The following is a 24,497-nucleotide window of genomic DNA, read 5'->3' on the forward strand; positions in this document are numbered from 1 at the left end:
GCTTGGCTGAGCGCGATGCCGATTGCCAGCCCGGCAGTTTTTGTCAGAACTTGACCTTGTCATGATGGCAAGCTTGAAGCTATCGGCAACCTCAACCAAAGGAGTCATCTCATGCAAACTTTCAATGTCCAGGGCATGTCTTGCGGTCATTGCGTCAAGGCCATCACCCAGGCGGTCCAGGCCAAGGATCCGGCGGCCGACGTGCACGTGGACCTGGGCACCAGGACCGTCCAGGTACAGAGTTCGTTGCCGGCCGATGCCGTGATCGCGGCCATCAAGGAGGAGGGCTATGAGGTCAGTGTCTCTTGAAATTTTTTAATCGTTAGCGACCTATCGGAATGTTCAAGAGCGCCCGGCCCGGCTAGACTGTCGGGCTGTCGAACGACGCCTGAGCTGGACGCCCGATGAACCTCCGTACCATTCTGATTCTTGGCGCCTTGAGCGCTTTCGGTCCCTTGGCGATCGACTTCTACCTGCCGGCCTTTCCGGCGATGGCCTCGGCCTTCGGTACTGACGAAAAGCACATCCAACTGACCCTGGCGGCTTATTTCCTCGGCTTATCCATCGGGCAACTGGCCTACGGGCCGGTGGCGGATCGATTCGGGCGGCGCATTCCGCTGCTGACGGGCGTCGGCTTGTTCACCCTGGCCTCACTGGCCTGCGCTTATGCGCCGAGCCTGGAATGGCTGATCGGCGCCCGCTTCATCCAGGCCCTGGGCGGATGCGCCGGGATGGTGATTTCCCGGGCGGTGGTCAGCGATAAATGCGACGCGGTGGGTTCGGCCAAGGTGTTTTCGCAGTTGATGCTGGTGATGGGCCTGGCGCCGATTCTCGCGCCGATGCTGGGCGGGTTGCTGGTAAACCTGCATGGCTGGCAGTCGATCTTCATTGCGCTGACCGTGTTCAGCGCATTGGCGTCGACGGCAGTGGCCTTGTGGCTGCCGGAAAGCTTGCCGGACTATGTGCCTCGGCAACCCTTGTCGGGGGCGTTGCGCCAATATGGCCGGTTATTGACCGACGCCGTCTACCTTGGCCATGCGCTGACGGGGGGCATCGCCATCGCTGGGATGTTTGCCTACATCGCCGGTTCGCCTTTCGTCTTCATCAAGCTCTACGGTGTCCCGGCCGAGCATTTCGGTTGGCTGTTCGGCACCAACGCGGCGGGCTTCATCCTGGTTGCCCAGGTCAACGCCCGGCTGCTGTCCAAGCGCGGCCCGGCGTTCCTGCTGACCCGCGCGGTATGGGTCTACCTGGGCGCCGGCCTGAGCCTGTTGGCGGTCAGTTCATTGCAGCCTGTGCAGTTGTGGCCGCTGCTGGTCCCGCTGTTCATCTGCATCGCCAGCCTGGGTTGCATCCTTCCCAACGCGTCGGCTTGCGCCATGAGCGGGCAGGGCGCCCGCGCCGGTAGCGCTTCGGCGATGCTGGGATGCCTGCAGTTTTCTGTGGCCGCCGGGGCCGCCGCGTTGGTGGCGGCGCTGCATGACGGCACCGCCGTGCCGATGGCGCTGGTCATCAGCCTTTGCGGGCTGTTGGTGGTGGGTGCAGCGATGCTGACCCGTCGCCTGCAAAATGCCCGGGCACTGGCCCAGGCCAGTCGCGAGGGCTGATTCAGCCGGCCGCGCGTTGCTGTTGTTGTTCGGGGAAGTGATGGGGCGCGTGGATCCGCGCTTGCAAGGTCGTGGCGAAAGCCTGGGCTTCGGCCTCGGTACGGAAGGTGACGACGTGCTGGTCAAGACGCACTTGCCATTGGGATTTTGCCACTTCTTTTATCAGGATCTTCATTGCTGACCTCCTCACGAAAAGATTACGTTGCAAAGGCCTCGAGTGTAGACCCGAATGCGATCGCAATTGTGACAAGAGTCAATTCTCAGACTGACGGCACGGGATTTTTCTTGTAGGAGCAAAGCTTGCTCGCGATAAACGATGACGCGGTCCTATAGAGAACCGCGCTACCTCTATCGCAGCAAGCTTTGCCCCCACAAGAGCCTGGCTCTCAGCCCTGGTCAGAAGCCTTCGAGCACAATCTTGCCCTTGGACTTCCCGCTTTCGAGCAAGGCATGGGCCCGGCGCAGGTTCTCGGCGTTGATGGTGCCGAAATGCTCGCCGACGGTGGTCTTCAGCGTGCCGGCATCGATCAGGGCGGCCACGCGGTTGAGCAGCTTGTGCTGTTCAAGCATGTCGGCTGTCTCGAACAGTGAGCGGGTGTACATGAATTCCCAATGCAACGACAGGCTCTTGCGCTTGAGCTTGGTCACGTCCAGTGCCTTGGGATCGTCGATCAGCGCCAGTTTGCCTTGGGGCGCAAGGGCTTCGACGAGTTCATCCAGATGCTGGTCGGTCTGGGTCAGGCTGGCGACGTGGGTCACCTGGGGCTGGTCCGCTTCTTTCAATACCTTACTCAGTGGCTGGCTATGGTCGATCACCAGGTCGGCACCCAGGCTGCGCACCCAATCCTGGGTCTGCGCGCGGGACGCGGTACCAATCACCTTCAGCCCTGTGAGTTGGCTGGCCAGTTGCGTCAGGATCGAACCCACGCCTCCCGCCGCGCCGACGATCAACAGGCTCTGGCCCTGGTCGCCCTGGCCTTCCTGGATTTGCAGGCGCTCGAACAACAACTCCCAGGCGGTAATCGCCGTCAGCGGCAGCGCCGCTGCTTCGGCGAAGCCAAGGGTCTTGGGCATGTGGCCGACGATGCGCTCATCCACCACGTGCAATTCACTGTTACCGCCGGCCCGGGCGATGGAGCCGGCGTAGAACACCTTGTCCCCGGCCTTGAACAGCGTAACCTCGCTGCCCACCGCCTTGACCACGCCGGCCACGTCCCAGCCCAGCACCTTGGCTACGCCGCCTTCGGGCTGGACGTTCTGACGGACCTTGGTGTCCACCGGGTTGACCGAGATGGCCTTGACCTCTACCAGCAGGTCCCTGGGGCCGGCGACCGGTTCCGGCAGCTCGACGTCCTGGAGCGATTGTGGATCGGTAATGGGCAACGAGTGGTAGTAGGCAATGGCTTTCATGAAGCGGCTCCGTTAGGTGAGTTCGATGGAGGCCATGTTTAGCTATTTATCACCGAGATAAAACCGGCTAAAAGAACAGGCTCTTTCAATAATTTTTTGATAATGGGGCCGTCATGCTTCGCTTCGATGACTTGCAATTGTTTGTCCGGGCGGCAGACCTGGGCAGCCTCTCGGCTGCGGCCAGGGTCATGGACCTGTCGGCGGCGGTGGCCAGTGCCGCGTTGAAACGCATCGAGCAGCACCTCGGCGCGCGGCTGTTGGCCCGTTCCACCCGTAGCCTGCGCCTGACGGCCGAAGGGGAGGGCTTTCTCGAATATGCCCGTGCCGCGTTGAGCAGTCTCGATGAAGGCCGGCGGTTATTGACCAGCGGCCAGGACCAGGTCAGCGGGGTGTTGCAGTTGTCCGCACCGTCGGACCTGGGACGCAACCTGCTGCTGCCCTGGCTGGATGCGTTCCAGCGCGAGCATCCCGGGCTGACGGTGCGGCTGTTGCTGGGCGATCGCATTGCCGATCTGTTCAAGCAGCCGGTGGACATTGCCTTGCGTTATGGCGAACCGGAAGATTCGAGCCTGGTCGCCCTGCCCATTGCCGCTGATAACCGCCGGGTGTTGTGCGCATCGCCAGACTATCTGGCTCGTCGGGGTGAACCCCATCAACTGGAGCAACTGGCCCAGCACAACTGCCTGTTGTACATGCTGGGCAGCCGGGTCCATGACCGATGGGGCTTTCATGATGGCAAACGGGAGGTGAGCCTCACCGTCAGTGGCGACCGCTTCAGTGACGACGCCGATGTGGTGCGACGCTGGGCGGTGGCGGGTGCCGGGATTGCCTACAAATCGTGGCTGGATGTGTCCACCGACGTGCTGGCCGGGCGCTTGAAAATCCTCTTGCCGCACCTGCAATGCGAACGCGCGCCCCTCAATCTGCTGTGCGCCCATCGGGCGCAATTGAGCAAGCCCATCAACCTTTTGCGGGACATGCTCCAGGCCCGCTGCGGCCAGTTGACGGCCCGATTTCCATTCTCGACAGGGGCCGGCCATTAGTCGCGGGCAAATAGAGACTTTTCCCTCATGAACAATCGCCTCCAAAGGTTTCCGGAGGACAGGAAAGCTCGATCGCCGCGCTTATACTAGCGACCGGCTGCGCCAGAGCAGTAGACGAATGATTCAACAGGGAGTGAATACATGGAACATGCACCTTGCATCAGCCAGATCGCCACGTTGCTGGCTGACCCCAAGCGCAGCGCAATGATGTGGGCCTTGATGGACGGCACGGCCCGACAGGCCGACGAGTTGGCGTTGCTCGCCGGGTTGTCGCCGTCCTCGGCCAACGCACATCTGGGACGCCTTTCCGCCGGTGGCCTGTTGAAAATCGAAGCCCGGGGCCGCAAGCGGTTTTTCCGTCTGGCAGCGCCTGAAATCGGCGCTGCCGTCGAAGCGCTGGCCAGCGCGACGCTGGTCAGTACGCCACGGCAGATTCCGGACGTGTTCAGGCGCAGGGTCATGCCGACCAAGGCCCCATCGGCCCCCGCTTCGTTGATGCGGGCCAGGCTTTGCGACGACCACCTGGGAGGAACCCTGGCGGCCGAGCTCTACCAACGTCTGCTGGACGCCGGGTGGATCGAGCAGTTCGAACAACGGGTGATCGTCACCCACAAGGGCGCCAATCAACTGGCCGAGCGTGGCCTGTTCATCCAGGCCCTGGCCCATCGCAACGCCCGTGTCGCCTGCGCCTGCCCGGACTGGAGCGAGCGTCGTCCGCACCTGGGGGGCGCGCTGGGGGCGGCCTTGCTGCAACTGTTCATGCAGTCGGGATGGCTGAGCTTGCCCAACGATTCGCGAGCGCTGCAGGTGACGACGCTCGGCCAGCAGGAAATCCACCGGTTCGCCCGGCAGGACACCGTGGAGATGGCGATCTAGGGAACGTTCCCGATGCGTCGCTCAGGGCTGTCGACAGGTCGTATTCAGCAATAGCCACCAGCAGGGTTCGCGCACACTCAGTCCGGGGAATTATCGGATTGGGGAGGCGGCATGGACACTCACGGCTACAGCGCGGCGGAACGCCTGGAACGGTTACCCATCAGCGGTTATCACCGGGTCATCTTCATTATCATCGCCTTGGCGTTTTTCTTCGACTCCATGGACCTGGCGATGATGACGTTCCTGTTGGGATCGATCAAAGCCGAGTTCGGCCTGAGCAGCGCCCAGGCCGGTTTGCTCGCCAGTTCCAGCTTCTTCGGCATGGTGGTGGGGGCGTCACTGTCGGGCATGCTCGCCGATCGTTTCGGGCGTAAACCGGTGTTCCAGTGGAGCATCGTGTTGTGGGGCATTGCCAGCTACCTGTGCTCCACGGCCCAGGACATCGAGACCTTGACGCTGTTTCGCATCCTGCTGGGGATCGGCATGGGCATGGAGTTTCCGATTGCCCAGTCGATGCTCTCGGAGCTGATCCCGGCCAAGCGTCGTGGCCGCTACATCGCCTTGATGGATGGTTTCTGGCCGCTGGGTTTCGTGGCGGCGGGGGTGCTGTCGTATTTCCTGCTGCCGGTGATCGGCTGGCGCGACATCTTCCTGGTACTGGCGGTGCCGGCGGTGTTTGTCCTGGCGATTCGCTTCTTCATTCCCGAGTCGCCGCGCTGGCTCGAACAGGCCGGTCGAGGTGACGAAGCGGACACGGTGCTCAAGCGAATCGAAGACAAGGTCCGAGCCTCGCTGGGGCAGCAGAACCTGCCGGATCCAATCCGTTTGCCGAGGGTCGAGAGCACGCCGGGCAATTTCTTTTCGGCCCTGGCGCAGATCTGGTCGCCGCTGTATCGCCAGCGCACGATGATGATCTGGAGCGTCTGGTTCTTTGCCTTGCTCGGTTTCTATGGCCTGACGTCCTGGCTCAGTGCGCTGCTGCAGCAGTCGGGGTTCGCCGTGACCCAGTCGGTGTACTACACCGTGTTGATTTCCCTGGGCGGGATTCCTGGTTTCCTGATGGCGGCCTGGCTGGTGGAGCGCTGGGGGCGCAAGCCGGTGTGCATCATCACGTTGCTGGGCGGCGGGGCGATGGCGTTTCTGTATGGGCAGAGCGCGGTGTTTGGCGGCAACGTCGGCCTGCTGATCGGCACCGGGCTGCTGATGCAGTTTTTCCTGTTCGGCATGTGGGCGGTGCTCTACACCTACACGCCGGAGCTGTACCCGACTTCGGCCCGAGCCACGGGATCGGGGTTTGCTTCGGCGGTCGGTCGCATCGGCTCTTTGCTCGGTCCGCTGGTGACCGGGTTGGTATTCCCCATCACTGGGCAGGGCGGTGTGTTCGCCCTCGGCGCGCTGTGCTTCGCCGTGGCGGCGGGGGTGGTCTGGTTGTTCGGGATGGAGACGCGGGGCAGGACGTTGGAGGAGTTGAGTGAGGGCACGGTGGCCGGTTAAACACCAACCCCTTGTGGGAGCGAGCCTGCTCGCGATGGCGATGAGTCAGTCGACATCAATGTTGAGTGTCATACCGCTATCGCGAGCAGGCTCGCTCCCACAAGGGTTCATCACGAGTCTTAGGGTTTTACTAGCCGCGCATCCAGGCTGTTCTGCGCCAAGCGCTTGGCCTGGTCCTGTGTCATGCCCAGGTGGGTGTATAGCGCGTGGAAGTTCTCGGTAACGTAGCCGCCGAAGTACGCAGGGTCATCAGAGTTCACTGTCACCTTCACACCGCGCTCAAGCATGTCGAGGATGTTGTGCTGCGACATGTCGTCGAACACGCACAGCTTGGTGTTGGACAACGGGCAGACGGTCAGCGGAATCTGCTCGTCGATGATCCGCTGCATCAGTCGCTCATCTTCGATGGCCCGCACGCCGTGGTCGATGCGCTGGATTTTCAGCAGGTCGAGGGCTTCCCAGATGTATTCGGGCGGACCTTCTTCACCGGCGTGGGCGACGGTCAGGAAGCCTTCGTTGCGCGCCCGGTCGAATACGCGCTGGAACTTGCTCGGTGGGTGACCCATTTCCGAACTGTCCAGGCCCACGGCCACGAAGGCATCGCGGAACGGCAGCGCCTGGTCGAGGGTTTTCTCGGCTTGTTCTTCGCTCAAGTGACGCAAGAAGCTCAGGATCAAACCGCTGGTGATACCCAGTTGCTGCTCACCGTCCTTGAGGGCGGCGGCGATGCCGTTGAGCACCACTTCGAACGGCACGCCACGGTCGGTGTGGGTCTGCGGGTCGAAGAACGGTTCGGTGTGGATCACGTTCTGCGCCTTGCAACGCAGCAGGTAGGCCCAGGTCAGGTCGTAGAAGTCCTGGGACGTGCGCAGCACATCGGCGCCTTGGTAATAGAGGTCGAGAAATTCCTGCAGATTGTTGAAGGCATAGGCCTTGCGCAGGGTGTCGACGTCGCTCCACGGCAGGGCGATCTTGTTGCGTTCGGCCAGGGCGAACAGCAGCTCGGGCTCCAGCGAACCCTCCAGGTGCAGGTGCAGTTCAGCCTTGGGCAGGGCGTTCAGCCAGTCGTACATGGTCTTTTCTCATCAGCGAATCGATGGCGGGCATTCTACAGGGGCTGGCCGCAATGTCTGGTAAAACCTGACCGGCTGATCCACTACACCGCCTGTTGCTCCCGCCGATAAGCATAGGTGTCGGCGAAGCGTGACAACAGGAATTGTGCGCAGGTGGTGGTCGGGTACTTCGGCGGATGGGCGTCATCCTGGCAACCGGGCAGGCACTGGATCAGTGTGTCGGGGTGTGGTTCGGCAAAGAACGGCATCGAATACCGGTCTACCCCCAGCGGGCTGATCACCCGATGCGGCGTGGACAGGTAGCGGTCGTTGCTCCAGCGCGCCATCATGTCGCCGAGGTTGACCACGAAGGTGCCGTCGATGGGGGGCGCGTCGATCCACTGGCCGTTGACGTTGCGCACTTGCAGGCCGCCGGCGGCGTCCTGGTAGAGCAGGGTGATGCAACCGTAGTCGGTATGGGCGCCGGCACCTTGCTGCTCGGCGCTACTGGCGGTCTGGCGTGGTGGGTAGTGGATCAGGCGCAGTACGCTCACTGGTGCGTTGAAGCGTGTGTCGAAGAAGTCCCGCTCGATGCCAAGGGCCAAAGTCATGGCCCTTAGCAGGGTTTGAGCGAGTGCCTGCATGTCGCGGTAGTGCTCCTCCATCAAGTTTTCCCAGCCCATCAGGTCCGGGTGGCGGTTGGGACCACGCAGAGGTTTTTCCGCCAGCACATCAGGGTGATCGGCCGGCAGGTGCAGGCCCATGTCGAAGGTTTCCTTCAGGTCGCTGGGCTTGGTCGGGTCCAGTTGTTCGGTGGCGATGGCGCCGTAGCCACGATGATGGCGGGTCTGGGTGATGTCGATCTTGAGTTTTTCTTCCACGGGCAGGGCGAAGAAGCGTTGGGCGTTGTCCAGTACCTCGGCGATGCGCGCCGGGCTGATCGGATGACCCTTGATGTAGAAAAAGCCCCACTGGCGGCAGGCGCTGTCGATCTGCTCGGCGACCGATTGCCAGGCGTTGGCATCCTCGGTGTAGAGGGGGCTGATGTCGATGATGGGAAGGCTGTTCATGCGGCTTTCCTGACTTAAGAATGAAGATCCCTGTGGGAGCGAGCCTGCTCGCGATAGCGATCTGTCAGTCGACATGCCTGTTGAATGTCGGTCCGCTATCGCGAGCAGGCTCGCTCCCACATTGGATCATGTGTTGAGGCCGGGATTACTTCGGAATCTCAGCCTTCATACCTTCGACGTAGTAATTCATCGACGCCAGTTCCGCATTGGTGGCGCTCACGCCCGCCGGGATTTTCTCGACGCCGGCCTGATCCTTGATCGGGCCGGTGAACGGGTGGAACACGCCGCTCTCGATGTCGGCGATGATCTGCTCGGCCTCGCCCTTGACCGCCGCCGGCACCAGGTCGCTGATCGGCAGTTTTACGGTGCCTTCCTTCAGGCCGCCCCAGTAGTCCTGGGATTTCCAACTGTGGTCGATCACGCTCTGGGTCGCCTGGATGTAATGCGGGCCCCAGTCATTGACGATGGAGGTCAGCACCGCCTTGGGACCGAAGTGAGCCATGTCCGAAGCGTAGCCCACCGCATAGACGCCGCGACGCTCGGCGGCCTGGATTGGTGCCGGGCTGTCGGTGTGCTGGAACACCACGTCCACGCCCTGGTCGATCAGCGCGTTGGCGGCATCGGCTTCCTTGCCCGGGTCGAACCAGGAATTGACCCACACCACTTTGATCTCGCTGCCGGGGTTGTATTTGTTCAGGGCCAGTTGGATGGCGTTGATGTCGCGGATGACTTCCGGGATCGGAAAGGAGGCAACGTAGCCGATCTTCTTGGTCTTGGTCATCTTGGCCGCGAGGAAGCCGCCGACGTAGCGGCCCTCGTAGGTGCGAGCCAGGTAGGTGCCCAGGTTCTTGTCCTGCTTGTAGCCGGTGGCGTGTTCGAAGATCACCTTGGGAAACTGCTTGGCGACTTTCAGCGTCGGGTTCATGTAGCCGAAGGAGGTGGTGAAGATCAGGTCGTAGTTGTCCTTGGCCATGTTGCGGATCACCCGTTCGGCGTCGGCGCCTTCCGGTACGTTTTCCACGTAGTTGGTGGTGATCTGCTCGCCGAACTTCGCCGCCAGCTCCTTGCGCCCTTGTTCATGCTGATAGGTCCAGCCGTGGTCGCCGATCGGGCCGATGTAGACGAAGCCGACCTTCAGCGGATCGGCGGCACTGGCATTCAGGCCGGCACCCAGGCCGACGGCTGCGACGACGGCGCAAAGCAACTTATTCAAGGGGCGTTTGTGCATGAACTCGAACTCCGTGTTGTTGTGAGGTTGGCTGTACGGCTTCAATGCAAAATGCTGACCAATAGGACAACAAATGCTCGATGTCCTGATGCCGCCATCGCGGGCAAGCCTTGCTCCCACAGATACTGAGTGGGTTTGGCCTTGCACTTGTGGGAGCAAGGCTTGCCCGCGACGAGGCCGCTGAGAACGATTAAGGTGCGCCTGCTTTCCGCTTGCCACCCCCTGGTGCATCACACCGAACGAAACGTTCGCGTCCCCCCATAGTCAGTAGCTCATGACCCCGCCCACGGTGATAGGCCCGCGATGCTCACTTTGATCAAGCAAGAAAAACTGCTGTTGCTGGCGCTGATCGCTGCGCTTGTTGCCTATCCGCTGGAGCACTGGCTGTTGGGCAGCGGGCAGATCGTGGCGTTGCTTGGCGGTTTGGTCCTGATCGGTTTTATCGTCGCGGCTTCCATGCGCGTGGCCCATCACGCCGAACTGCTCGCGGAAAAAGTCGGTGATCCCTACGGCACCATGATCCTGACCTTGTCGGCGGTGCTGGTCGAAGTAGTGATCCTGGCGATCATGATGAGCAACGAAGCGTCGCCGACCCTGGTGCGGGACACGATCTACTCGGCGGTGATGCTCGACATCAACGGGATTCTCGGGCTCGCGGCGCTGATGGGCGGGATCAAGCATGGCGAGCAGGCTTACAACGACGATTCGGCGCGCACCTACAGCGTGATGATCCTCACCGCCATGGGCGTATCGATGGTGGTGCCAGAGTTCATTCCCCGCGAGAGCTGGAAAATGTATTCGGCATTTACCATCGGCGCGATGATCGTGTTGTACACCCTGTTCCTGCGCATGCAGGTCGGGCCCCACAGTTACTTTTTCAGCTACAGCTACCCGGAAAAACGCCGCAAGAAAGAACCGGTGGAAAACGAGCCGAAACCCATCAGCCTGACATTCTCCATCAGTGCGCTGGTGTTTGGCGTGGTGGTGATCGGCGCGCTGGCCGAAGTCATGTCCAAGGCCATCGACCTGGGCTTGGAGGGTTCGGGTGCGCCGCCGGTGGTCACTGCGATTCTGGTGGCGGCCATCTCCGCGGCACCGGAAATCCTCACCGCCCTGCGCGCCGCCCTGGCGAATCGCATGCAATCGGTGGTGAACATCGCGCTGGGTGCTTCGCTATCGACCGTGATCCTCACGGTGCCGGTGATGGAGGCCATGGCGCTCTATACCGGCCAACCGTTCCAGATGGCAATGACCCCGGTACAGACGGTGATGATCTTCATCACCCTGATCGTCAGCGCCATCAACCTCAACGATGGCGAAACCAACGCCATCGAAGGCATGACCCACTTTGTGCTGTTTGCGACGTTTATCATGTTGTCGCTGTTAGGCCTCTAGAAGAGCATCGCGGGCAAGCCTTGCTCCCACAGTGAAGGGTGGGTGTTTATGCAGGCAGCCTCGCCGCGAGCCTGTGGGAGCAAGGCTTGCCCGCGATGGCGTCCGGTCAGGCGCCGGCGATCAGTTCCCGCGCCGCCTGGCTGTGATCGGCAATCAAGCCCTTCAAGTCCAAGCCCTCGACCTGCCCGTCGATCACCCGCCATTGCCCACCGACCATCACCCGATCCGCCCGGTCCGCCCCGCACAGCAGCAGGGCCGAGACCGGGTCGTGGCTGCCGGAGAAACGCAGCTCATCGAGCTTGAACAGCGCCAGGTCTGCCTGCTTGCCCACCGCCAGTTCACCAATATCGCTGCGCCCGAGCAGTTGCGCCGAACCCCGGGTCGCCCAGCCTAATACGCGCTCCGGGGTGATCGCTTGCGCGCCATAGCGCAGGCGCTGGATGTACAGCGCCTGGCGGGTTTCGAGGATCATGTTCGAGGCGTCGTTGGAGGCTGAGCCGTCCACACCCAGGCCCAGTGGAGCACTGGCGGCGGTCAGTTCCAGGGTCGGGCAAATGCCCGAGGCCAGACGCATGTTGGAACTTGGGCAATGGCAGATACCGGTGCCGGCGGCTCCGAGACGGGCGATTTCTTCAGGGTTGAAATGAATGCCGTGGGCCAGCCAGGTGCGCGGGCCGAGCCAGCCGACGCTGTCCAGATATTCCACCGTGCGCAGGCCAAAACGTTGCAGGCAGAAGTCTTCTTCATCAAGGGTTTCGGCCAGGTGCGTGTGCAGGCGTACGTCGAGTTTTTCCGCCAGCTCGGCGCTGGCGCGCATGATCTCGGGGGTGACCGAAAACGGCGAGCAGGGCGCCAGGGCAATCTGGATCCGGGCGCCGTCGCCGCGCTCGTGGTATTGGCCGATCAACCGCTGGCTATCGTCGAGAATCACCTGGCCCTGCTGCACGGTCTGCTGTGGCGGCAAGCCACCGTCGTCCTCGCCGAGGCTCATGGAACCGCGGGTCAGCATCGCGCGCATCCCCAGCTCACGAACACTTTGCACCTGTACGTCGATGGCATTTTCCAGGCCTTCGGGAAACAGATAGTGATGATCGGCTGCGGTTGTGCAGCCCGACAGCAGCAGCTCGGCCAAGGCCACTTTGCTCGCCAGGGCGAGCTTTTCCGGAGTCAGTCGCGCCCACACCGGGTAGAGGGTCTTCAGCCAAGGGAACAACGGTTGGTTCACCACCGGTGCCCAGGCACGCGTCAGGGTCTGGTAGAAGTGATGATGGGTGTTGATCAACCCCGGCAGGATCACATGTTCGCGCGCGTCGAAGATGTTGTCGCAAGGCTGGGCGGGTTGCTGGCCGGCGCTCAGCAGCTCGACGATCACACCGTCCTGCAGGACGAGACCGCCACGGGCGTCGAGGTCGTTGGCGGTGAAAATGGCGAGGGGGTTTTTTAACCAGGTACGGGTCGCAGGCATGGTGGCCGGCTCCTCTGAAAGTGGGTTCAGGTTAGCCAGCTCAGTGATGCCCTGTCTGCTGATCCAGGGTCGCCGTTGGAGGCGAGGTGCGGAGTTTACTCAGGTTGCCTGGCACATTTCCAGGGTTCGCTGAGGCTCAATGTGGGAGCGAGCCTGCTCGCGATAGCGGTGTGTCAGTCAACGTCATGGTGAATGTTAGACCGCAATCGCGAGCAGGCTCGCTCCCACAAGGGGAAGGCTGGGTTACCAGGGAATCGTTTCGCCCCTGTAGTTGACGAAGTGATGCCCGCCCTTGCCGGCGAAGGCGTTGACTTGATCGATCAACCCGCGGGTGCTGGTCTCGACATCGATATCCGCGCCTTCACCGCCCATGTCGGTTTTCACCCAGCCCGGATGCAGCGACAGCACGGTCAATGCCTGCTCGCCCAGTTGGCTGACAAAGCTGTTGGTCATGGAGTTGAGCGCCGCCTTGCTGGCCTTGTACAGCGCCAGTTCCGGCGCGTCGGGCATGGTCACGCTGCCCAGCACCGAACTCATGAACGCCAGCACGCCGCTGCCATCGCGGATCTGGCCGATGAAGCGCTGGGCCAGGTTGATCGGAGCCACGGCGTTGGTGAAGAACAACTGACCGACTTCGGCCAGCGTCGCGCCGCCCGGGCTTTGGTTGTCCGGGCCTTTGACACCAGCGTTGACGAACAGCAGGTCGAAGGTTTCACCCTTGAGCTGCTGGCTCAGGGCGATGACGGCTTGCTGGTCGTCCATGTCGAGTTTTTCGATCCGCACCGGGCCCAGTGCCTTCAACGTCTCTGCGTTCTGCGGGTTGCGCACGGTGGCGGTCACGTTCCAGCCGTCGCTGAGCAGTGTCTTCACCAGGCCGAGGCCCAGGCCCCGGGAGGCGCCGATGATCAATGCGTTTCTTGCCGAATTCATGAAGGCATCCTTGAGTGAAAAGGTCACGGATTTAATGGACAACGTTGTCCGAGCCGTTGTTTCAGCTCGTGGCGCAACGCGTCGAGTTCGGTGATGCGGGTTTCGATCAGGTTCAGCTTGTCTTGCAGCAGTTGCGTCACGGCGCAGTCAGGGTCCTGCGCCTGCCACAGGGCGGCGACGCTGGCGCCGATTTCGCTCAGGGTAAAGCCCAGGCGCTGGGCCGTCTTGATGTAGAGCACCAGTTGCACCATATCGGCGGGGTAGTGGCGATAGCCGTTGGCGCTACGCTGCGCCGCGATCAGGCCGCGCTGTTCGTAGAAACGCAGGGTGTCTCGACTGACGGCGCAGGCCTGGGCTAATTCACCGATGCGCATTGTGGAGCTCCAGAGGACTTGACCTTGGAGCATACCCCAGGCTTTAGCCTCTTCGCTCCCCCCAATTATCTGGAGCAAAGTGTATGTGGACTTCGATGCAATATCGCCGGGTGGTGCGCGGCAGCGCCTGGTACGACCTTATCGTGTCGGCCGTGCTGGCGACGCCGTGGAGCTTTGCGGCGTTGCATGGTGTGTTGATGAGCCTGACTCAGCTGCTTGACCTGCCTGGAGAATTGCCGCCGTTTGCGCCGGCGCATCTGCTGATGGTGAATTTGCTGGGCTCGATAGTCTGCGTGTGGTCGGTGCTGCGGATTCGGGATCCGCAGCCGCTGTATGGGCGCTATGACGCGGCGGGGCGGTTTTTGTTTTCGACCTGGATGCTGTATGCATTGCTTCATGGGGCCAATGCGGTGTTGTGGGTTTTCCTGTTTCTCGAGTTGGCGTGGGGTTTGGTTCAGGTATTGCCTGTTCGGGACTCATCACGAGCAAGCTCGCTTCCACAGGGGGACCTGAGTCGAACCTGAGCCTCTGGTCAAGTGTGGGAGCGAGCCTGCTCGCGATAGGCTCGCCGCGGTCTACCTCAATGCCCTGCCTGCCAAGGCTGCCCCAGCGACACCGGCGCATACAGCCGGGTGCGCACGGCATCCCGCGACAGCAGCACCAGCACCACGATGGTCGCGGCGTACGGCAGCATCGCCAGCAGACTCGATGGAATCGCCAGCCCCAACCCCTGGGCCACCAGGTGCAGGATGCTGGCGAGGCCGAACAGGTAGGCGCCCAGCAGCAGGCGCCACACTCGCCAACTGGCGAACACCACCAGCGCCAGGGCGATCCAGCCGCGTCCGGCGCTCATGTTCTCGGCCCACATCGGCGTGTAGGCCAGCGACAGGTAGGCGCCGGCCAACCCGGCCATGGCGCCGCCGAACAGCACCGCCAGTGTTCGCACCCGCAACACTGGCAGGCCCATGGCGCTGGCGGCATCGGGATTCTCGCCGACGGCCTGGATGATCAACCCAGCGCGACTTTTCACGATCACCCAGGCCACCAGGGCAAACAGCGCGAAGGACAGGTAAACCAGCAGGTCCTGGGCAAACAGCATCCGCCCGATCAATGGGATGTCACTCAGGTAGGGAATGGCCAGCGGCTCGAAGCCCGCCAGCGGTTTGCCGACCCAGGCCGCCCCGACAAAACTCGACAGGCCCACGCCGAAAATCGTCAGCGCCAACCCGGTGGCCACCTGATTGGCGTTGAACACCAGCGCCACCATGGCGAACAGCGCCGACAACAGCATCCCGGCGGCCATCGCCAGCAGTACGCCGAGCCACAGGTTGCCGCTGTTGAACGCGACGATGAAACCGATCACCGCGCCGAACAGCATCATGCCTTCCTGGCCCAGATTGAGGACGCCACTTTTCTCGCAGACCAATTCCCCCAGGGCCACCAGCAGCAAAGGCGTGCCGCAGCGGACCATGGCGTAGAAAATGTTGCTCAACAGGTCGATATCCATCACAGCGCTCCTGCCTGTACGGCGGTGGTCTGGGTGCGCCGGGCCCAGCGCAGGTTCAGGCGTGGCCGGTACAGGATCAGTACGTCGCAGGCCAACAGGAAAAACAGCATCATCCCCTGGAACAGTTGGGTGATCGCTTGGGGAAGGTTCAGCGACATCTGCGCGCTCTCGCCGCCGATGTACAACAGCGCCATCAACAGGCTGGAGAACAGAATGCCGATGGGGTTGAGGCGTCCCAGGAATGCCACGGTAATTGCCGCATAGCCGTAGCCCGGCGACACCTGCGGCACCAGTTGGCCGATCGGCCCGGTCACTTCGCAGACACCGGCCAGCCCGGCCAGGGCCCCGCTGATCAACAGCGCCAGCCATACCAGCGGCTTCTGGCGAAAACCAGCGAAACCGGCGGCGCGGGCGTCGAGGCCCAGCACCTTGATCTGAAAGCCGACAAAGCTTTTCTGCAGCAATACCCACACCGCCACCAACGCCAGCAGGGCGAAATACAACCCGGCATGTACCCGGCCATCCTCCAGCAACAACGGCAGGCGACTGGCCTCGCCGAACATCGCCGACTCCGGAAAGTTGAACCCTGCCGGGTCTTTCAACGGCCCGTGAACGCAAAACAGCAGCAGGTTCAACGCAATGTAATTGAGCATGATGCTTGTGAGGATTTCATTGGCATTGAAGCGCGTGCGCAGCCACGCCGTCAGTCCGGCCCAAGCCGCACCGGCCAGGGTGCCGGTCAGCAGGATCAGCACCAATGCCCAGCGACTTTGCATGCCGATGATGTTCACCGCCAAGGCGCTGCCGGCCAGGGCGCCCAACAGCAGTTGGCCTTCAGCGCCGATGTTCCAGATTCGCGCCTGATAGGCCACTGCCAGGCCGAGGGCACAGAGCAAGATCGGCAGGGTCTTGACCAACCACTCGGACACGCCGTACAGGTCGCTGATCGGCGCGATCAACAAGGTGTACAAGGTTTGCAACGGGTCGTGCCCCAGGGCGATAAACAGCAGCGAGCCACAGGCCAGAGTCAACACGGCGGCCAGCAGCGGCGAGCACCAGAGCATCAGGCGCGATTGCTGGCCGCGAGGTTCGAGAGAAAGCAGCATGTAGAACTCCGTTACGCCGACGCGGGGGCGGGGGATTGAGGGGCGTCGAACTGGCCGGCCATCCAGCCGCCGACGTCGCTGAGGCGGGTCTCGAGCGTGGGCCTCAAGGCGGACAGGCGTCCACCGCACAAGGCACCGAGGCGATCGCTGATTTGGAACAGTTCGTCGAGGTCTTCGGAAATCACCAGAATGGCCGCGCCGGCATCGCGCAGGGCAATCAGTGCGCGATGGATAGTCGCGGCCGCGCCGACGTCCACGCCCCAGGTCGGGTGAGCGGCCACCAGCAGCTTCGGCTGTTGCAGGATTTCTCGGCCGAGAATGAATTTCTGCAAGTTGCCCCCCGAAAGGCTGCGTGCCGGGGTTCGAGTGTCAGGTGTCTTCACGCCGAAACGACGGATGATCTCCTCGGCCAAGTGCTCGACCTTGCCACGTCGAATCAGCCCGTGACTGACCAGGCCCTGTTGGAAAGCAGTGAGCAAGGCGTTATCCGCCAGGCTCAATTGCGGCACGGCGCCATGGCCCAGGCGTTCGGCGGGGACAAATGCCAGCCCGAGCCGGCGCCGGGCGTCGGGGCGCAGGTGCGCCACAGGTTGCCCGTCGAATCGGATCGTTTCGCCTTGCTGGCGGGGAAGTGGCGTTTCTCCGCTGAGCAATGCCAGCCACTCGTCCTGCCCATTGCCCGCGACCCCGGCGATACCAACGATTTCGCCGCTGCGTACCTCAAGGTCAATGTCCCGCAACGAGCAGCCGAACGGGTCCGGGTTATGCCAGGACAACTTGTCGATTTGCAGGAAGGCCTTGTTTGCGCTGACTTTCGGGTAGTCCGTGATCAATCCGGCCGCTTGGCCAACCATCAACTGCGCCAGCTCCCGATCCGAGCAGTGCGCCGGAGTGCAATGCCCGGACACCCGCCCGCCGCGCAGCACCGTGGCGCTGTGGCACAACGCTCGCACCTCCCCGAGCTTGTGGCTGATGAACAAAATACTGCAGCCCTCGCTCGCCAGGCGACGCAGGGTCACGAACAGTTCTTCGGCTTCCTGAGGGGTGAGCACCGAGGTCGGTTCATCGAGAATCAGCAAGCGAATGTCCTGCATCAGGCAGCGAATGATCTCCACCCGCTGGCGCTCGCCAATCGACAGGCTGTGAACCAGCCGCTGCGGTTCCAGCGCCATGCCGTAGCGTTGGGAAACGTCGCGGATCCGCGGTCCCAACTGCGCCGGCGAACCGGCCGCCGCGCCCATTGCCAGGGCAATGTTCTGTGCAACGGTGAGAGTTTCGAATAGCGAGAAATGCTGGAACACCATGCCGATTCCCAGGCTGCGGGCTTGGGCCGGATTGCGCAGGTTGACGCGCTGGCCTTGCCAGATCACTTCGCCCGAATCGGCAGCGGTGACGCCGTAGATAATCTTCATCAGGGTACTTTTACCCGCGCCGTTTTCCCCAAGCAGGGCGTGGATCTCGCCGGGCTGGATACTCAGGTCGATGGCGTCGTTCGCCAGGCAACCGGGATAGCGTTTGCTGATACTGCGCAATTGCAGGCGCGCGATGGAGTCGGGGTTGGACATGACAAGCTCGGGCCGAAGGACAGGAATGCCTGTGGATAAAGCAATTTCCTGGCCATAAGGTCAGGAAATTACCCTGGCCCTTTCGCTAGAGCGCTCTACGTGAAGTCTGGGCACCGGCCATAGAAACATTTCGCACCGGCTTGGAGCGCGAGAGTTGGACGCAGGCACCGGTTTGCCCTGAAATGGGTGGTTAAAAATTGAACAAGCGGCTGCGAGCCATGCCTTTCTTGGGGTGGAAGGAGCCATGAACGGGTTATCCACAGGTTGCTCCACAGTTATTGTGCGCAAGCCGAAAACTCGGGCATAAGCACTGCGGGGCTTTCTTCTAAAGGTGATAAACCGTCGCAAGCGTTTGTTTTGTGGATGGATTTGTCGCTTTGGCAGGACTTTGGATGAAAAATGAGCAACCCTCTCAAACCCGCATGACAGAAGGGTTACAGGGGGATGTGCTCAGGTTATCCACAGTCGGGTGCACAGTGGATGTGGGCAAGTTGAACGATTGCGAGGCGCCCTGAAAGGTTGCAAGCGTTGGAGCTCAACGCCCTAACAGAATCCGTCCACGGCTCAGGTCGGCCAGTTGCGTTTGCAACGTTTCGATCTGCGCTTCACCCACGGCCAACTGCAGGTCGACACCATTGGCCGTAAAGCGTTCTTCATTGACCAGTCCGCCACATTCGGCGACCCGCAGTTTTACCAGGGCCAGTTCGGCGAACCCACAGCTGCAGTGCAGCGCCACGCGGCTGATCAGTTCGATTTTCTCGGCGTTTTGCAGGCATTTGTTTGCGCCGCCACCATAAGCCCGGGCCAACCCGCCCGTGCCCAGTTGGATTCCGCCGTACCAGCGGATCACCAGCACTGCGACCTGATCGCAAGCCTGCGCTTCGATCGCTGCCAGGATCGGTCGCCCGGCGGTGCCCCCCGGCTCGCCATCGTCGTTGCTGCGGTATTGATCACCGAGTTTCCAGGCCCAGCAATTGTGCGAGGCATTCAGGTCGCTGTGCTGTTCGATAAAGGCCTGGGCGTCAGCGGGGCTGGTGATGGGCGCGGCGAAAGTGATGAAGCGGCTTTTGCGAATTTCTTCGCGGTATTCGCAAAAGCCGGCAAGGGTAAAGGGCATGGCGATCTTAGAGGGTTGGTGTCAGGCCGCAGCCCTTGAGAATGATACGGATCAGGTTGTCGCCAGCCTCGACCATGTCCTGCTTGGTCAACTTGCTGCGACCGGTCACACGACAGATCTGGGTGGCGAAGTCGGCGTAATGCTGGGTACTGCCCCACAACAGGAAAATGAGGTGCACCGGGTCGATCGGGTCCATCTTGCCAGCCTCGATCCAGGCCTGGAATACGGCCGCCCGACCGTTGAACCAGGTGCGGTAGTCCTGGTTGAAATACTCGGTCAGGCATTCGCCCCCGCTGATCACTTCCATGGCAAACAGTCGCGAGGCCTGGGGCTGGCGACGAGAGAACTCCATTTTGGCGCGGATATAGCGGGTCAAGGCTTCGGCCGGATCATCCTCGGCGGTGAGGGTATTGAAGGTGCTGTCCCACAATTCGATGATGTTGCTCAGCACCGCCACGTACAACCCGAGTTTATTGGTGAAGTAGTAATGCAGGTTCGCCTTGGGCAGACCGGCCTTCAGGGCGATGGTGTTCATGCTGGTGCCTTTGAATCCGTGACGGGCGAATTCATCTTCGGCGGCCTTGAGGATGGTCTCTTCGTTCTTCTGACGAATGCGACTGGTGGGCTTGCCACCGTGGGCAGGGACTTCAAAGGTCATGGACGTTTCCGGGCTGGTCTGTGGGGCGAGCAACTGCGTTGATAGCGCACCGGCAACGATCCGACAAGTGCCATCACACTAAAAGCTTTTCGCGAGTGGTCTGGCCAACCCCAACCCATGTGGGAGGAGCCAGGCTCGCTCCCACAAGGGGTCAGCGAGTCGCCGCAAGGCTCTCGAGAAAACTCTCCAGCACCAGGTGAGGCCGGCGGCCCTTGCGCGTGACCGATGCCAGGCTCAAATCATAGAACCGTGCCGCAGGTTTCAGGGCCCGCAACCGACCTTGCTGCACCCACAGGCTGGCGTAATGATCGGGCAGGTAACCGATGTAGCGCCCGGTGAGAATCAGGAACGCCATGCCTTCGCGGTCCGATGCGCTCGCGGTGCAATTGAGTGCCTGGTAGTGGGCCTGGATCTCGGCTGGCAGCCGGAAGGTCGGCGCGATGGCGTCCTGGCTATTGAGACGAGCGTCTTCGAGTTGCTGGTCATCCACATAGAACAGCGGATGTCCGACCGCGCAGTACAGTAGCGATCGCTCACTGTACAGCGGTTGATACTCCAGCCCGGACAGGGCACTGGCCTGGGGGACTACGCCGACATGCAGGCGTCCGTCGAGCACACCTTGCTCGACTTCGTTGGGGGCGATCATGCGAATCTGGATCTGCACGTCGGGCCCGCGTTCTTTCAATTGCGCCAAGGCATGGGTGATGCGCATGTGGGGCAGGGTGACCAGGTTGTCGGTCAGGCCGATGGTCAATTCACCACGCAAATGCTGGTGCAGGCCGTTGACCTCGGTGCGGAAGCTTTCCAGTGCGCTCAATAGTTGCAATGCTGATTGATACACCTCGCGACCTTCCTCGGTCAGGGAAAAGCCCGCGCGCCCACGCTGACACAGACGCAGGCCGAGGCGTTGCTCAAGGTCGCTCATCTGCTGGCTGATGGCCGAGCGACCGATGCCAAGCACGGTTTCAGCGGCGGAGAATCCACCACACTCCACGACACTGCGGAAAATGCGCAGCAGGCGAATATCAAAGTCGCTGACCTGGGCCAGTGGATCGGGACGACGAGCGCTCATAAGTTTAGTGATCCACCGACTGAAGGTTACAAAAGTTGGATTTCACCGACTTTATCGCCGTGGCAACTTAGCTGCAAGAACGCTTTCGATCCCTGCCGCCTATGACCTGCGAGGTTTTGTCGATGAACATGCCCGAACACGCTGCCGGTTCCCTGGCCAGCCAGCTCAAGCTGGATGCCCACTGGATGCCTTACACCGCCAACCGCAATTTCCAGCGCGATCCGCGCCTGATCGTCGCCGCCGAAGGCAGCTGGTTGACGGATGACAAGGGGCGCAAGGTCTATGACTCGCTGTCGGGCTTGTGGACCTGCGGCGCCGGGCACACGCGCAAGGAAATCCAGGAAGCGGTCGCCAAACAGTTAGGCACCCTCGATTACTCGCCAGGTTTCCAGTACGGCCATCCGTTGTCGTTCCAACTGGCGGAAAAAATCACCAGCCTGACCCCGGGCAATCTCAATCATGTGTTCTTCACCGACTCGGGCTCCGAGTGCGCCGATACCGCGGTGAAGATGGTCCGCGCCTACTGGCGTCTCAAGGGCCAGGCGACCAAGACCAAGATGATCGGCCGTGCCCGTGGCTATCACGGTGTGAACATCGCCGGCACCAGCCTCGGCGGCGTCAGCGGCAACCGCAAGCTGTTCGGCCAGGCCATGATGGATGTCGACCACTTGCCCCACACCTTGCTGGCCAGCAATGCCTATTCCCGTGGCATGCCGAAGGAGGGCGGGGTGGCACTGGCCGATGAGTTGTTGAAGCTGATCGAATTGCACGACGCGTCCAACATCGCGGCGGTGTTCGTCGAACCAATGGCTGGGTCGGCCGGTGTGCTGGTGCCGCCAGAGGGTTACCTCAAGCGTCTGCGGGAAATCTGCGACCAGCACAGCATCCTGTTGGTGTTCGACGAAGTGATCACCGGTTTCGGTCGCACCGGTTCGATGTTCGGTGCCGACAGCTTTGGCGTGACGCCGGACCTGATGTGCATCGCCAAGCAAGTCACCAATGGCGCGATTCCCATGGGCGCGGTGATTGCCAGTTCCGAGATCTACCAGACCTTCATGAACCAGCCGACCCCCGAGTATGCAGTGGAATTTCCCCACGGCTACACCTACTCGGCGCACCCGGTGGCGTGCGCGGCTGGCCTGGCAGCGCTGGACCTGCTGCAGAAGGAAAACCTGGTGCAGAGCGTGGCCGAGATCGCCCCGCATTTCGAGAATGCGCTGCACGGTTTGAAGGGATCGAAGAACGTCATCGACATTCGCAACTATGGCCTGGCCGGCGCGATCCAGATCGCCGGGCGGGATGGCGATGCCATCGTGCGTCCGTTCGAGGCCGGCATGGCGTTGTGGAAAGCCGGGTTCTATGTGCGGTTCGGCGGCGACACCTTGCAGTTCGGGCCAACGTTCAACAGCAAGCCGCAGGATCTGGATCGTCTGTTCGACGCGGTCGGTGAAGTGCTGAACAAGCTCGACTGATCCGTTCTTCTATATAGCTTTCAATTACAGGCGTTCGGTCATGGGCGCCTGTGGATAATTCTGGAGTCCCCATGAGCCTCATCCCGCATTTGATCAATGGCGAACTGCTGAGCGACAGCGCTCGCACCGCCGATGTGTTCAACCCGTCCACTGGCCAGGCGATTCATAAGGTGCCATTGGCTGATCGCGCGACCATCCAGCAGGCTATCGACGCCGCCAAGGCGGCTTTCCCTGCCTGGCGCAGCACACCTGCGGCCAAGCGTGCGCAGGTGATGTTTCGTTTCAAGCAATTGCTGGAGCAGAACGAATCGCGAATCGCCCAGTTGATCAGCGAAGAACACGGCAAGACCTTGGAGGACGCGGCCGGTGAACTCAAGCGCGGGATCGAGAACGTCGAGTTCGCCTGCGCGGCACCGGAGATTCTGAAGGGCGAATACAGCCGTAACGTCGGACCGAACATCGATGCTTGGTCAGACTTTCAGCCTTTGGGCGTGGTCGCAGGTATCACACCGTTCAACTTCCCGGCGATGGTGCCGCTGTGGATGTATCCGCTGGCGATCGTTTGCGGCAACTGCTTCATCCTCAAACCATCCGAGCGGGACCCAAGTTCAACATTGCTGATCGCCCAGTTACTGTTGGAAGCCGGCTTGCCCAAGGGCGTATTGAGCGTGGTGCATGGCGACAAGACTGCTGTGGACGCATTGATCGAGGCGCCGGAAGTGAAGGCGCTGAGTTTTGTTGGTTCGACGCCGATTGCCGAGTACATCTATGCCGAGGGCACCCGGCGTGGCAAGCGCGTCCAGGCACTGGGTGGTGCGAAGAACCATGCGGTGCTGATGCCCGATGCCGACCTGGACAACGCCGTCAGCGCACTGATGGGCGCGGCGTACGGTTCGTGCGGTGAGCGTTGCATGGCGATTTCGGTGGCGGTGTGTGTCGGTGACCAGGTCGCGGATGCGCTGGTGGCCAAGCTGGTGCCGCAGATCAAGGCGCTGAAGATCGGCGCTGGTACATCTTGCGGACTGGACATGGGGCCGTTGGTGACGGGGCAGCATCGGGATAAGGTCAGTGGCTATATAGAAGACGGTGTGGCGGCAGGTGCTTCGCTGATTGTCGATGGTCGTGGCTTGAGTGTGGCCGGGCATGAGGAAGGCTTCTTCCTGGGTGGTTGCCTGTTCGATCGCGTGACACCTGAGATGCGTATCTATAAGGAAGAGATCTTCGGGCCGGTGCTGTGCATCGTCCGGGTCAACAGCCTGGAAGAGGCCATGCAACTGATCAACGATCACGAGTATGGCAACGGTACTTGCATCTTTACCCGTGATGGCGAGGCGGCGCGGTTGTTCTGCGACGAGATCGAGGTCGGCATGGTGGGCGTCAACGTTCCATTGCCGGTGCCGGTTGCCTATCACAGCTTTGGCGGCTGGAAGCGTTCGCTGTTCGGCGACCTGCATGCCTATGGCCCGGATGGGGTGCGTTTCTACACCCGTCGCAAGGCCATTACCCAGCGCTGGCCGCAGCGTGCAAGCCATGAGGCTTCGCAGTTTGCGTTCCCCAGCTTGTAACGGGTAATAGAAGAGGCCGGCGCCCTGGGGCGCCGGCCTCTGCTTTTGCGGGGCTTTTTGACTGATGTGACAGAATTGTGAAAATAGGTGTTGACGGCAGATTCTGGACGTCTATAATTCGCCCCACTTCCGGCGCAGTCGAAACGGAAAACTCCTTGAGATTCAATGAGTTAAGTAGGTTTCGAAGGGGGCAGGCTTCAGGTCATCGAAGCCAGGAAGTAGCTGATAGGGCAGTGTGGGTTTGGTCTTTTCAGCGGTTCGATCTTCTCGGTCGAAAGCGGTGAAAAAGAGGTGTTGACAGCAGCGAGTAACGCTGTATAATTCGCCTCCCGCTAACGAGAGATCGGAAGCGCAAGTGGTTGAAGTTGAAAAGGAAACTTTGAAAACTTCTGAAAATAACCGCTTGACAGGTGCACCGGGCGCTGTAGAATGCGCGCCTCGGTTGAGACGAAAGCTCTTAACCAACCGCTCTTTAACAACTGAATCAAGCA

23 protein-coding genes and 1 pseudogene are annotated in these 24,497 nt (G+C 61.5%); 9 read left to right on the top strand and 15 right to left on the bottom strand.

What is annotated here, in order from left to right:
- Positions 1 to 111 precede the first annotated feature (111 nt).
- Together DTP52_RS05895 and DTP52_RS05900 are read left to right on the top strand one after the other, a co-directional pair.
- Complete coding sequence (locus tag DTP52_RS05895; RefSeq protein ID WP_109752298.1) at positions 112 to 309, top strand: heavy-metal-associated domain-containing protein; 198 nt, start codon at positions 112 to 114, stop codon at positions 307 to 309.
- A gap of 95 nt (positions 310 to 404) precedes the next feature.
- Entirely contained in the window at positions 405 to 1,607 is a 1,203-nt protein-coding gene (locus DTP52_RS05900) for a multidrug effflux MFS transporter (RefSeq protein WP_109752300.1), read from the top strand.
- Position 1,608: 1 nt separating this feature from the next.
- Here DTP52_RS05900 and DTP52_RS31165 read toward each other — a convergent pair whose 3' ends face one another.
- A complete protein-coding gene (locus tag DTP52_RS31165; protein ID WP_162893890.1) occupies positions 1,609 to 1,782 on the bottom strand; it encodes a hypothetical protein in 174 nt (57 codons plus the stop codon).
- Positions 1,783 to 2,003: 221 nt separating this feature from the next.
- Positions 2,004 to 3,017 (bottom strand): zinc-binding alcohol dehydrogenase family protein, encoded by a 1,014-nt coding sequence (locus DTP52_RS05905; RefSeq protein WP_109752301.1) that lies wholly within the window; start codon positions 3,015 to 3,017, stop codon positions 2,004 to 2,006.
- Positions 3,018 to 3,130: 113 nt separating this feature from the next.
- Here DTP52_RS05905 and DTP52_RS05910 point away from each other — a divergent pair, with 113 nt between their 5' ends.
- From DTP52_RS05910 to DTP52_RS05920, 3 genes are all read left to right on the top strand, one after another.
- A complete protein-coding gene (locus tag DTP52_RS05910) occupies positions 3,131 to 4,060 on the top strand; it encodes a LysR family transcriptional regulator (protein ID WP_109752303.1) in 930 nt (309 codons plus the stop codon).
- A 141-nt stretch (positions 4,061 to 4,201) separates the two neighbouring features.
- A complete protein-coding gene (locus DTP52_RS05915) occupies positions 4,202 to 4,936 on the top strand; it encodes a helix-turn-helix transcriptional regulator (RefSeq protein WP_109752305.1) in 735 nt (244 codons plus the stop codon).
- Between the two features lie 111 nt (positions 4,937 to 5,047).
- Positions 5,048 to 6,430, top strand: a complete 1,383-nt coding sequence (locus DTP52_RS05920; RefSeq protein ID WP_109752306.1) for an MFS transporter — start codon at positions 5,048 to 5,050, stop codon at positions 6,428 to 6,430.
- Positions 6,431 to 6,549: 119 nt separating this feature from the next.
- Here DTP52_RS05920 and DTP52_RS05930 read toward each other — a convergent pair whose 3' ends face one another.
- The 3 genes from DTP52_RS05930 to DTP52_RS05940 all read right to left on the bottom strand — a co-directional run bounded on the left by DTP52_RS05930 (position 6,550) and on the right by DTP52_RS05940 (position 9,780).
- Positions 6,550 to 7,503 (bottom strand): adenosine deaminase, encoded by a 954-nt coding sequence (locus DTP52_RS05930; protein WP_109752310.1) that lies wholly within the window; start codon positions 7,501 to 7,503, stop codon positions 6,550 to 6,552.
- Positions 7,504 to 7,586: 83 nt separating this feature from the next.
- Entirely contained in the window at positions 7,587 to 8,552 is a 966-nt protein-coding gene (locus tag DTP52_RS05935) for a 2-oxoglutarate and iron-dependent oxygenase domain-containing protein (protein ID WP_109752312.1), read from the bottom strand.
- Positions 8,553 to 8,697: 145 nt separating this feature from the next.
- The gene (locus tag DTP52_RS05940) at positions 8,698 to 9,780 is read right to left on the bottom strand and encodes a BMP family ABC transporter substrate-binding protein (RefSeq protein WP_109752314.1); all 1,083 of its coding nucleotides are present in this window, start codon (positions 9,778 to 9,780) and stop codon (positions 8,698 to 8,700) included.
- A gap of 303 nt (positions 9,781 to 10,083) precedes the next feature.
- On the opposite strand from DTP52_RS05940, the gene DTP52_RS05945 reads away from it, so the two are divergent.
- A complete protein-coding gene (locus tag DTP52_RS05945; RefSeq protein ID WP_109752316.1) occupies positions 10,084 to 11,175 on the top strand; it encodes a calcium:proton antiporter in 1,092 nt (363 codons plus the stop codon).
- A 106-nt stretch (positions 11,176 to 11,281) separates the two neighbouring features.
- Here the strand turns inward: DTP52_RS05945 and DTP52_RS05950 are convergent, their stop codons facing one another.
- The 3 genes from DTP52_RS05950 to DTP52_RS05960 all read right to left on the bottom strand — a co-directional run bounded on the left by DTP52_RS05950 (position 11,282) and on the right by DTP52_RS05960 (position 13,944).
- A complete protein-coding gene (locus tag DTP52_RS05950) occupies positions 11,282 to 12,640 on the bottom strand; it encodes an 8-oxoguanine deaminase (RefSeq protein ID WP_109752318.1) in 1,359 nt (452 codons plus the stop codon).
- A gap of 243 nt (positions 12,641 to 12,883) precedes the next feature.
- Positions 12,884 to 13,570: an SDR family oxidoreductase gene (locus DTP52_RS05955; RefSeq protein ID WP_109752320.1), complete on the bottom strand. Its 687-nt coding sequence runs from the start codon at positions 13,568 to 13,570 to the stop codon at positions 12,884 to 12,886.
- Positions 13,571 to 13,593: 23 nt separating this feature from the next.
- The gene (locus DTP52_RS05960; RefSeq protein ID WP_109752322.1) at positions 13,594 to 13,944 is read right to left on the bottom strand and encodes a MerR family transcriptional regulator; all 351 of its coding nucleotides are present in this window, start codon (positions 13,942 to 13,944) and stop codon (positions 13,594 to 13,596) included.
- A gap of 83 nt (positions 13,945 to 14,027) precedes the next feature.
- Here DTP52_RS05960 and DTP52_RS05965 point away from each other — a divergent pair, with 83 nt between their 5' ends.
- Positions 14,028 to 14,468 carry a hypothetical protein gene (locus DTP52_RS05965; RefSeq protein ID WP_109752324.1) on the top strand — a complete coding sequence of 147 codons (441 nt, stop codon included), beginning with the start codon at positions 14,028 to 14,030 and terminating at the stop codon, positions 14,466 to 14,468.
- Positions 14,469 to 14,524: 56 nt separating this feature from the next.
- Here DTP52_RS05965 and DTP52_RS05970 read toward each other — a convergent pair whose 3' ends face one another.
- The 6 genes from DTP52_RS05970 to DTP52_RS05995 all read right to left on the bottom strand — a co-directional run bounded on the left by DTP52_RS05970 (position 14,525) and on the right by DTP52_RS05995 (position 20,969).
- The gene (locus DTP52_RS05970) at positions 14,525 to 15,451 is read right to left on the bottom strand and encodes an ABC transporter permease (protein ID WP_109752325.1); all 927 of its coding nucleotides are present in this window, start codon (positions 15,449 to 15,451) and stop codon (positions 14,525 to 14,527) included.
- On the bottom strand, positions 15,451 to 16,557 hold the full coding sequence (locus DTP52_RS05975) for an ABC transporter permease (protein ID WP_109752327.1): 1,107 nt from the start codon (positions 16,555 to 16,557) through the stop codon (positions 15,451 to 15,453). The genes DTP52_RS05970 and DTP52_RS05975 overlap by 1 nt, the downstream gene beginning before the upstream one ends.
- A gap of 11 nt (positions 16,558 to 16,568) precedes the next feature.
- A complete protein-coding gene (locus DTP52_RS05980) occupies positions 16,569 to 18,122 on the bottom strand; it encodes an ABC transporter ATP-binding protein (RefSeq protein ID WP_109752329.1) in 1,554 nt (517 codons plus the stop codon).
- Positions 18,123 to 18,657: 535 nt separating this feature from the next.
- Positions 18,658 to 19,239 carry a YigZ family protein gene (locus DTP52_RS05985; RefSeq protein ID WP_109752330.1) on the bottom strand — a complete coding sequence of 194 codons (582 nt, stop codon included), beginning with the start codon at positions 19,237 to 19,239 and terminating at the stop codon, positions 18,658 to 18,660.
- A gap of 7 nt (positions 19,240 to 19,246) precedes the next feature.
- Entirely contained in the window at positions 19,247 to 19,897 is a 651-nt protein-coding gene (locus DTP52_RS05990) for a TetR/AcrR family transcriptional regulator (RefSeq protein ID WP_109752332.1), read from the bottom strand.
- Between the two features lie 151 nt (positions 19,898 to 20,048).
- Positions 20,049 to 20,969, bottom strand: coding sequence for a LysR family transcriptional regulator (locus tag DTP52_RS05995; protein ID WP_109752334.1), 921 nt, complete (start codon positions 20,967 to 20,969; stop codon positions 20,049 to 20,051).
- A 122-nt stretch (positions 20,970 to 21,091) separates the two neighbouring features.
- On the opposite strand from DTP52_RS05995, the gene DTP52_RS06000 reads away from it, so the two are divergent.
- A complete protein-coding gene (locus DTP52_RS06000) occupies positions 21,092 to 22,441 on the top strand; it encodes an aspartate aminotransferase family protein (RefSeq protein ID WP_109752369.1) in 1,350 nt (449 codons plus the stop codon).
- A 71-nt stretch (positions 22,442 to 22,512) separates the two neighbouring features.
- Positions 22,513 to 24,006, top strand: a complete 1,494-nt coding sequence (locus tag DTP52_RS06005) for a CoA-acylating methylmalonate-semialdehyde dehydrogenase (RefSeq protein ID WP_109752336.1) — start codon at positions 22,513 to 22,515, stop codon at positions 24,004 to 24,006.
- Positions 24,007 to 24,168: 162 nt separating this feature from the next.
- Here the strand turns inward: DTP52_RS06005 and DTP52_RS31265 are convergent.
- Positions 24,169 to 24,497: pseudogene (locus tag DTP52_RS31265) on the bottom strand (hypothetical protein); the annotation flags it as partial.

Origin of the sequence: Pseudomonas sp. 43mfcvi1.1 (assembly GCF_900115935.1) — a bacterium.
Taxonomy (GTDB): domain Bacteria; phylum Pseudomonadota; class Gammaproteobacteria; order Pseudomonadales; family Pseudomonadaceae; genus Aquipseudomonas; species Aquipseudomonas bijieensis.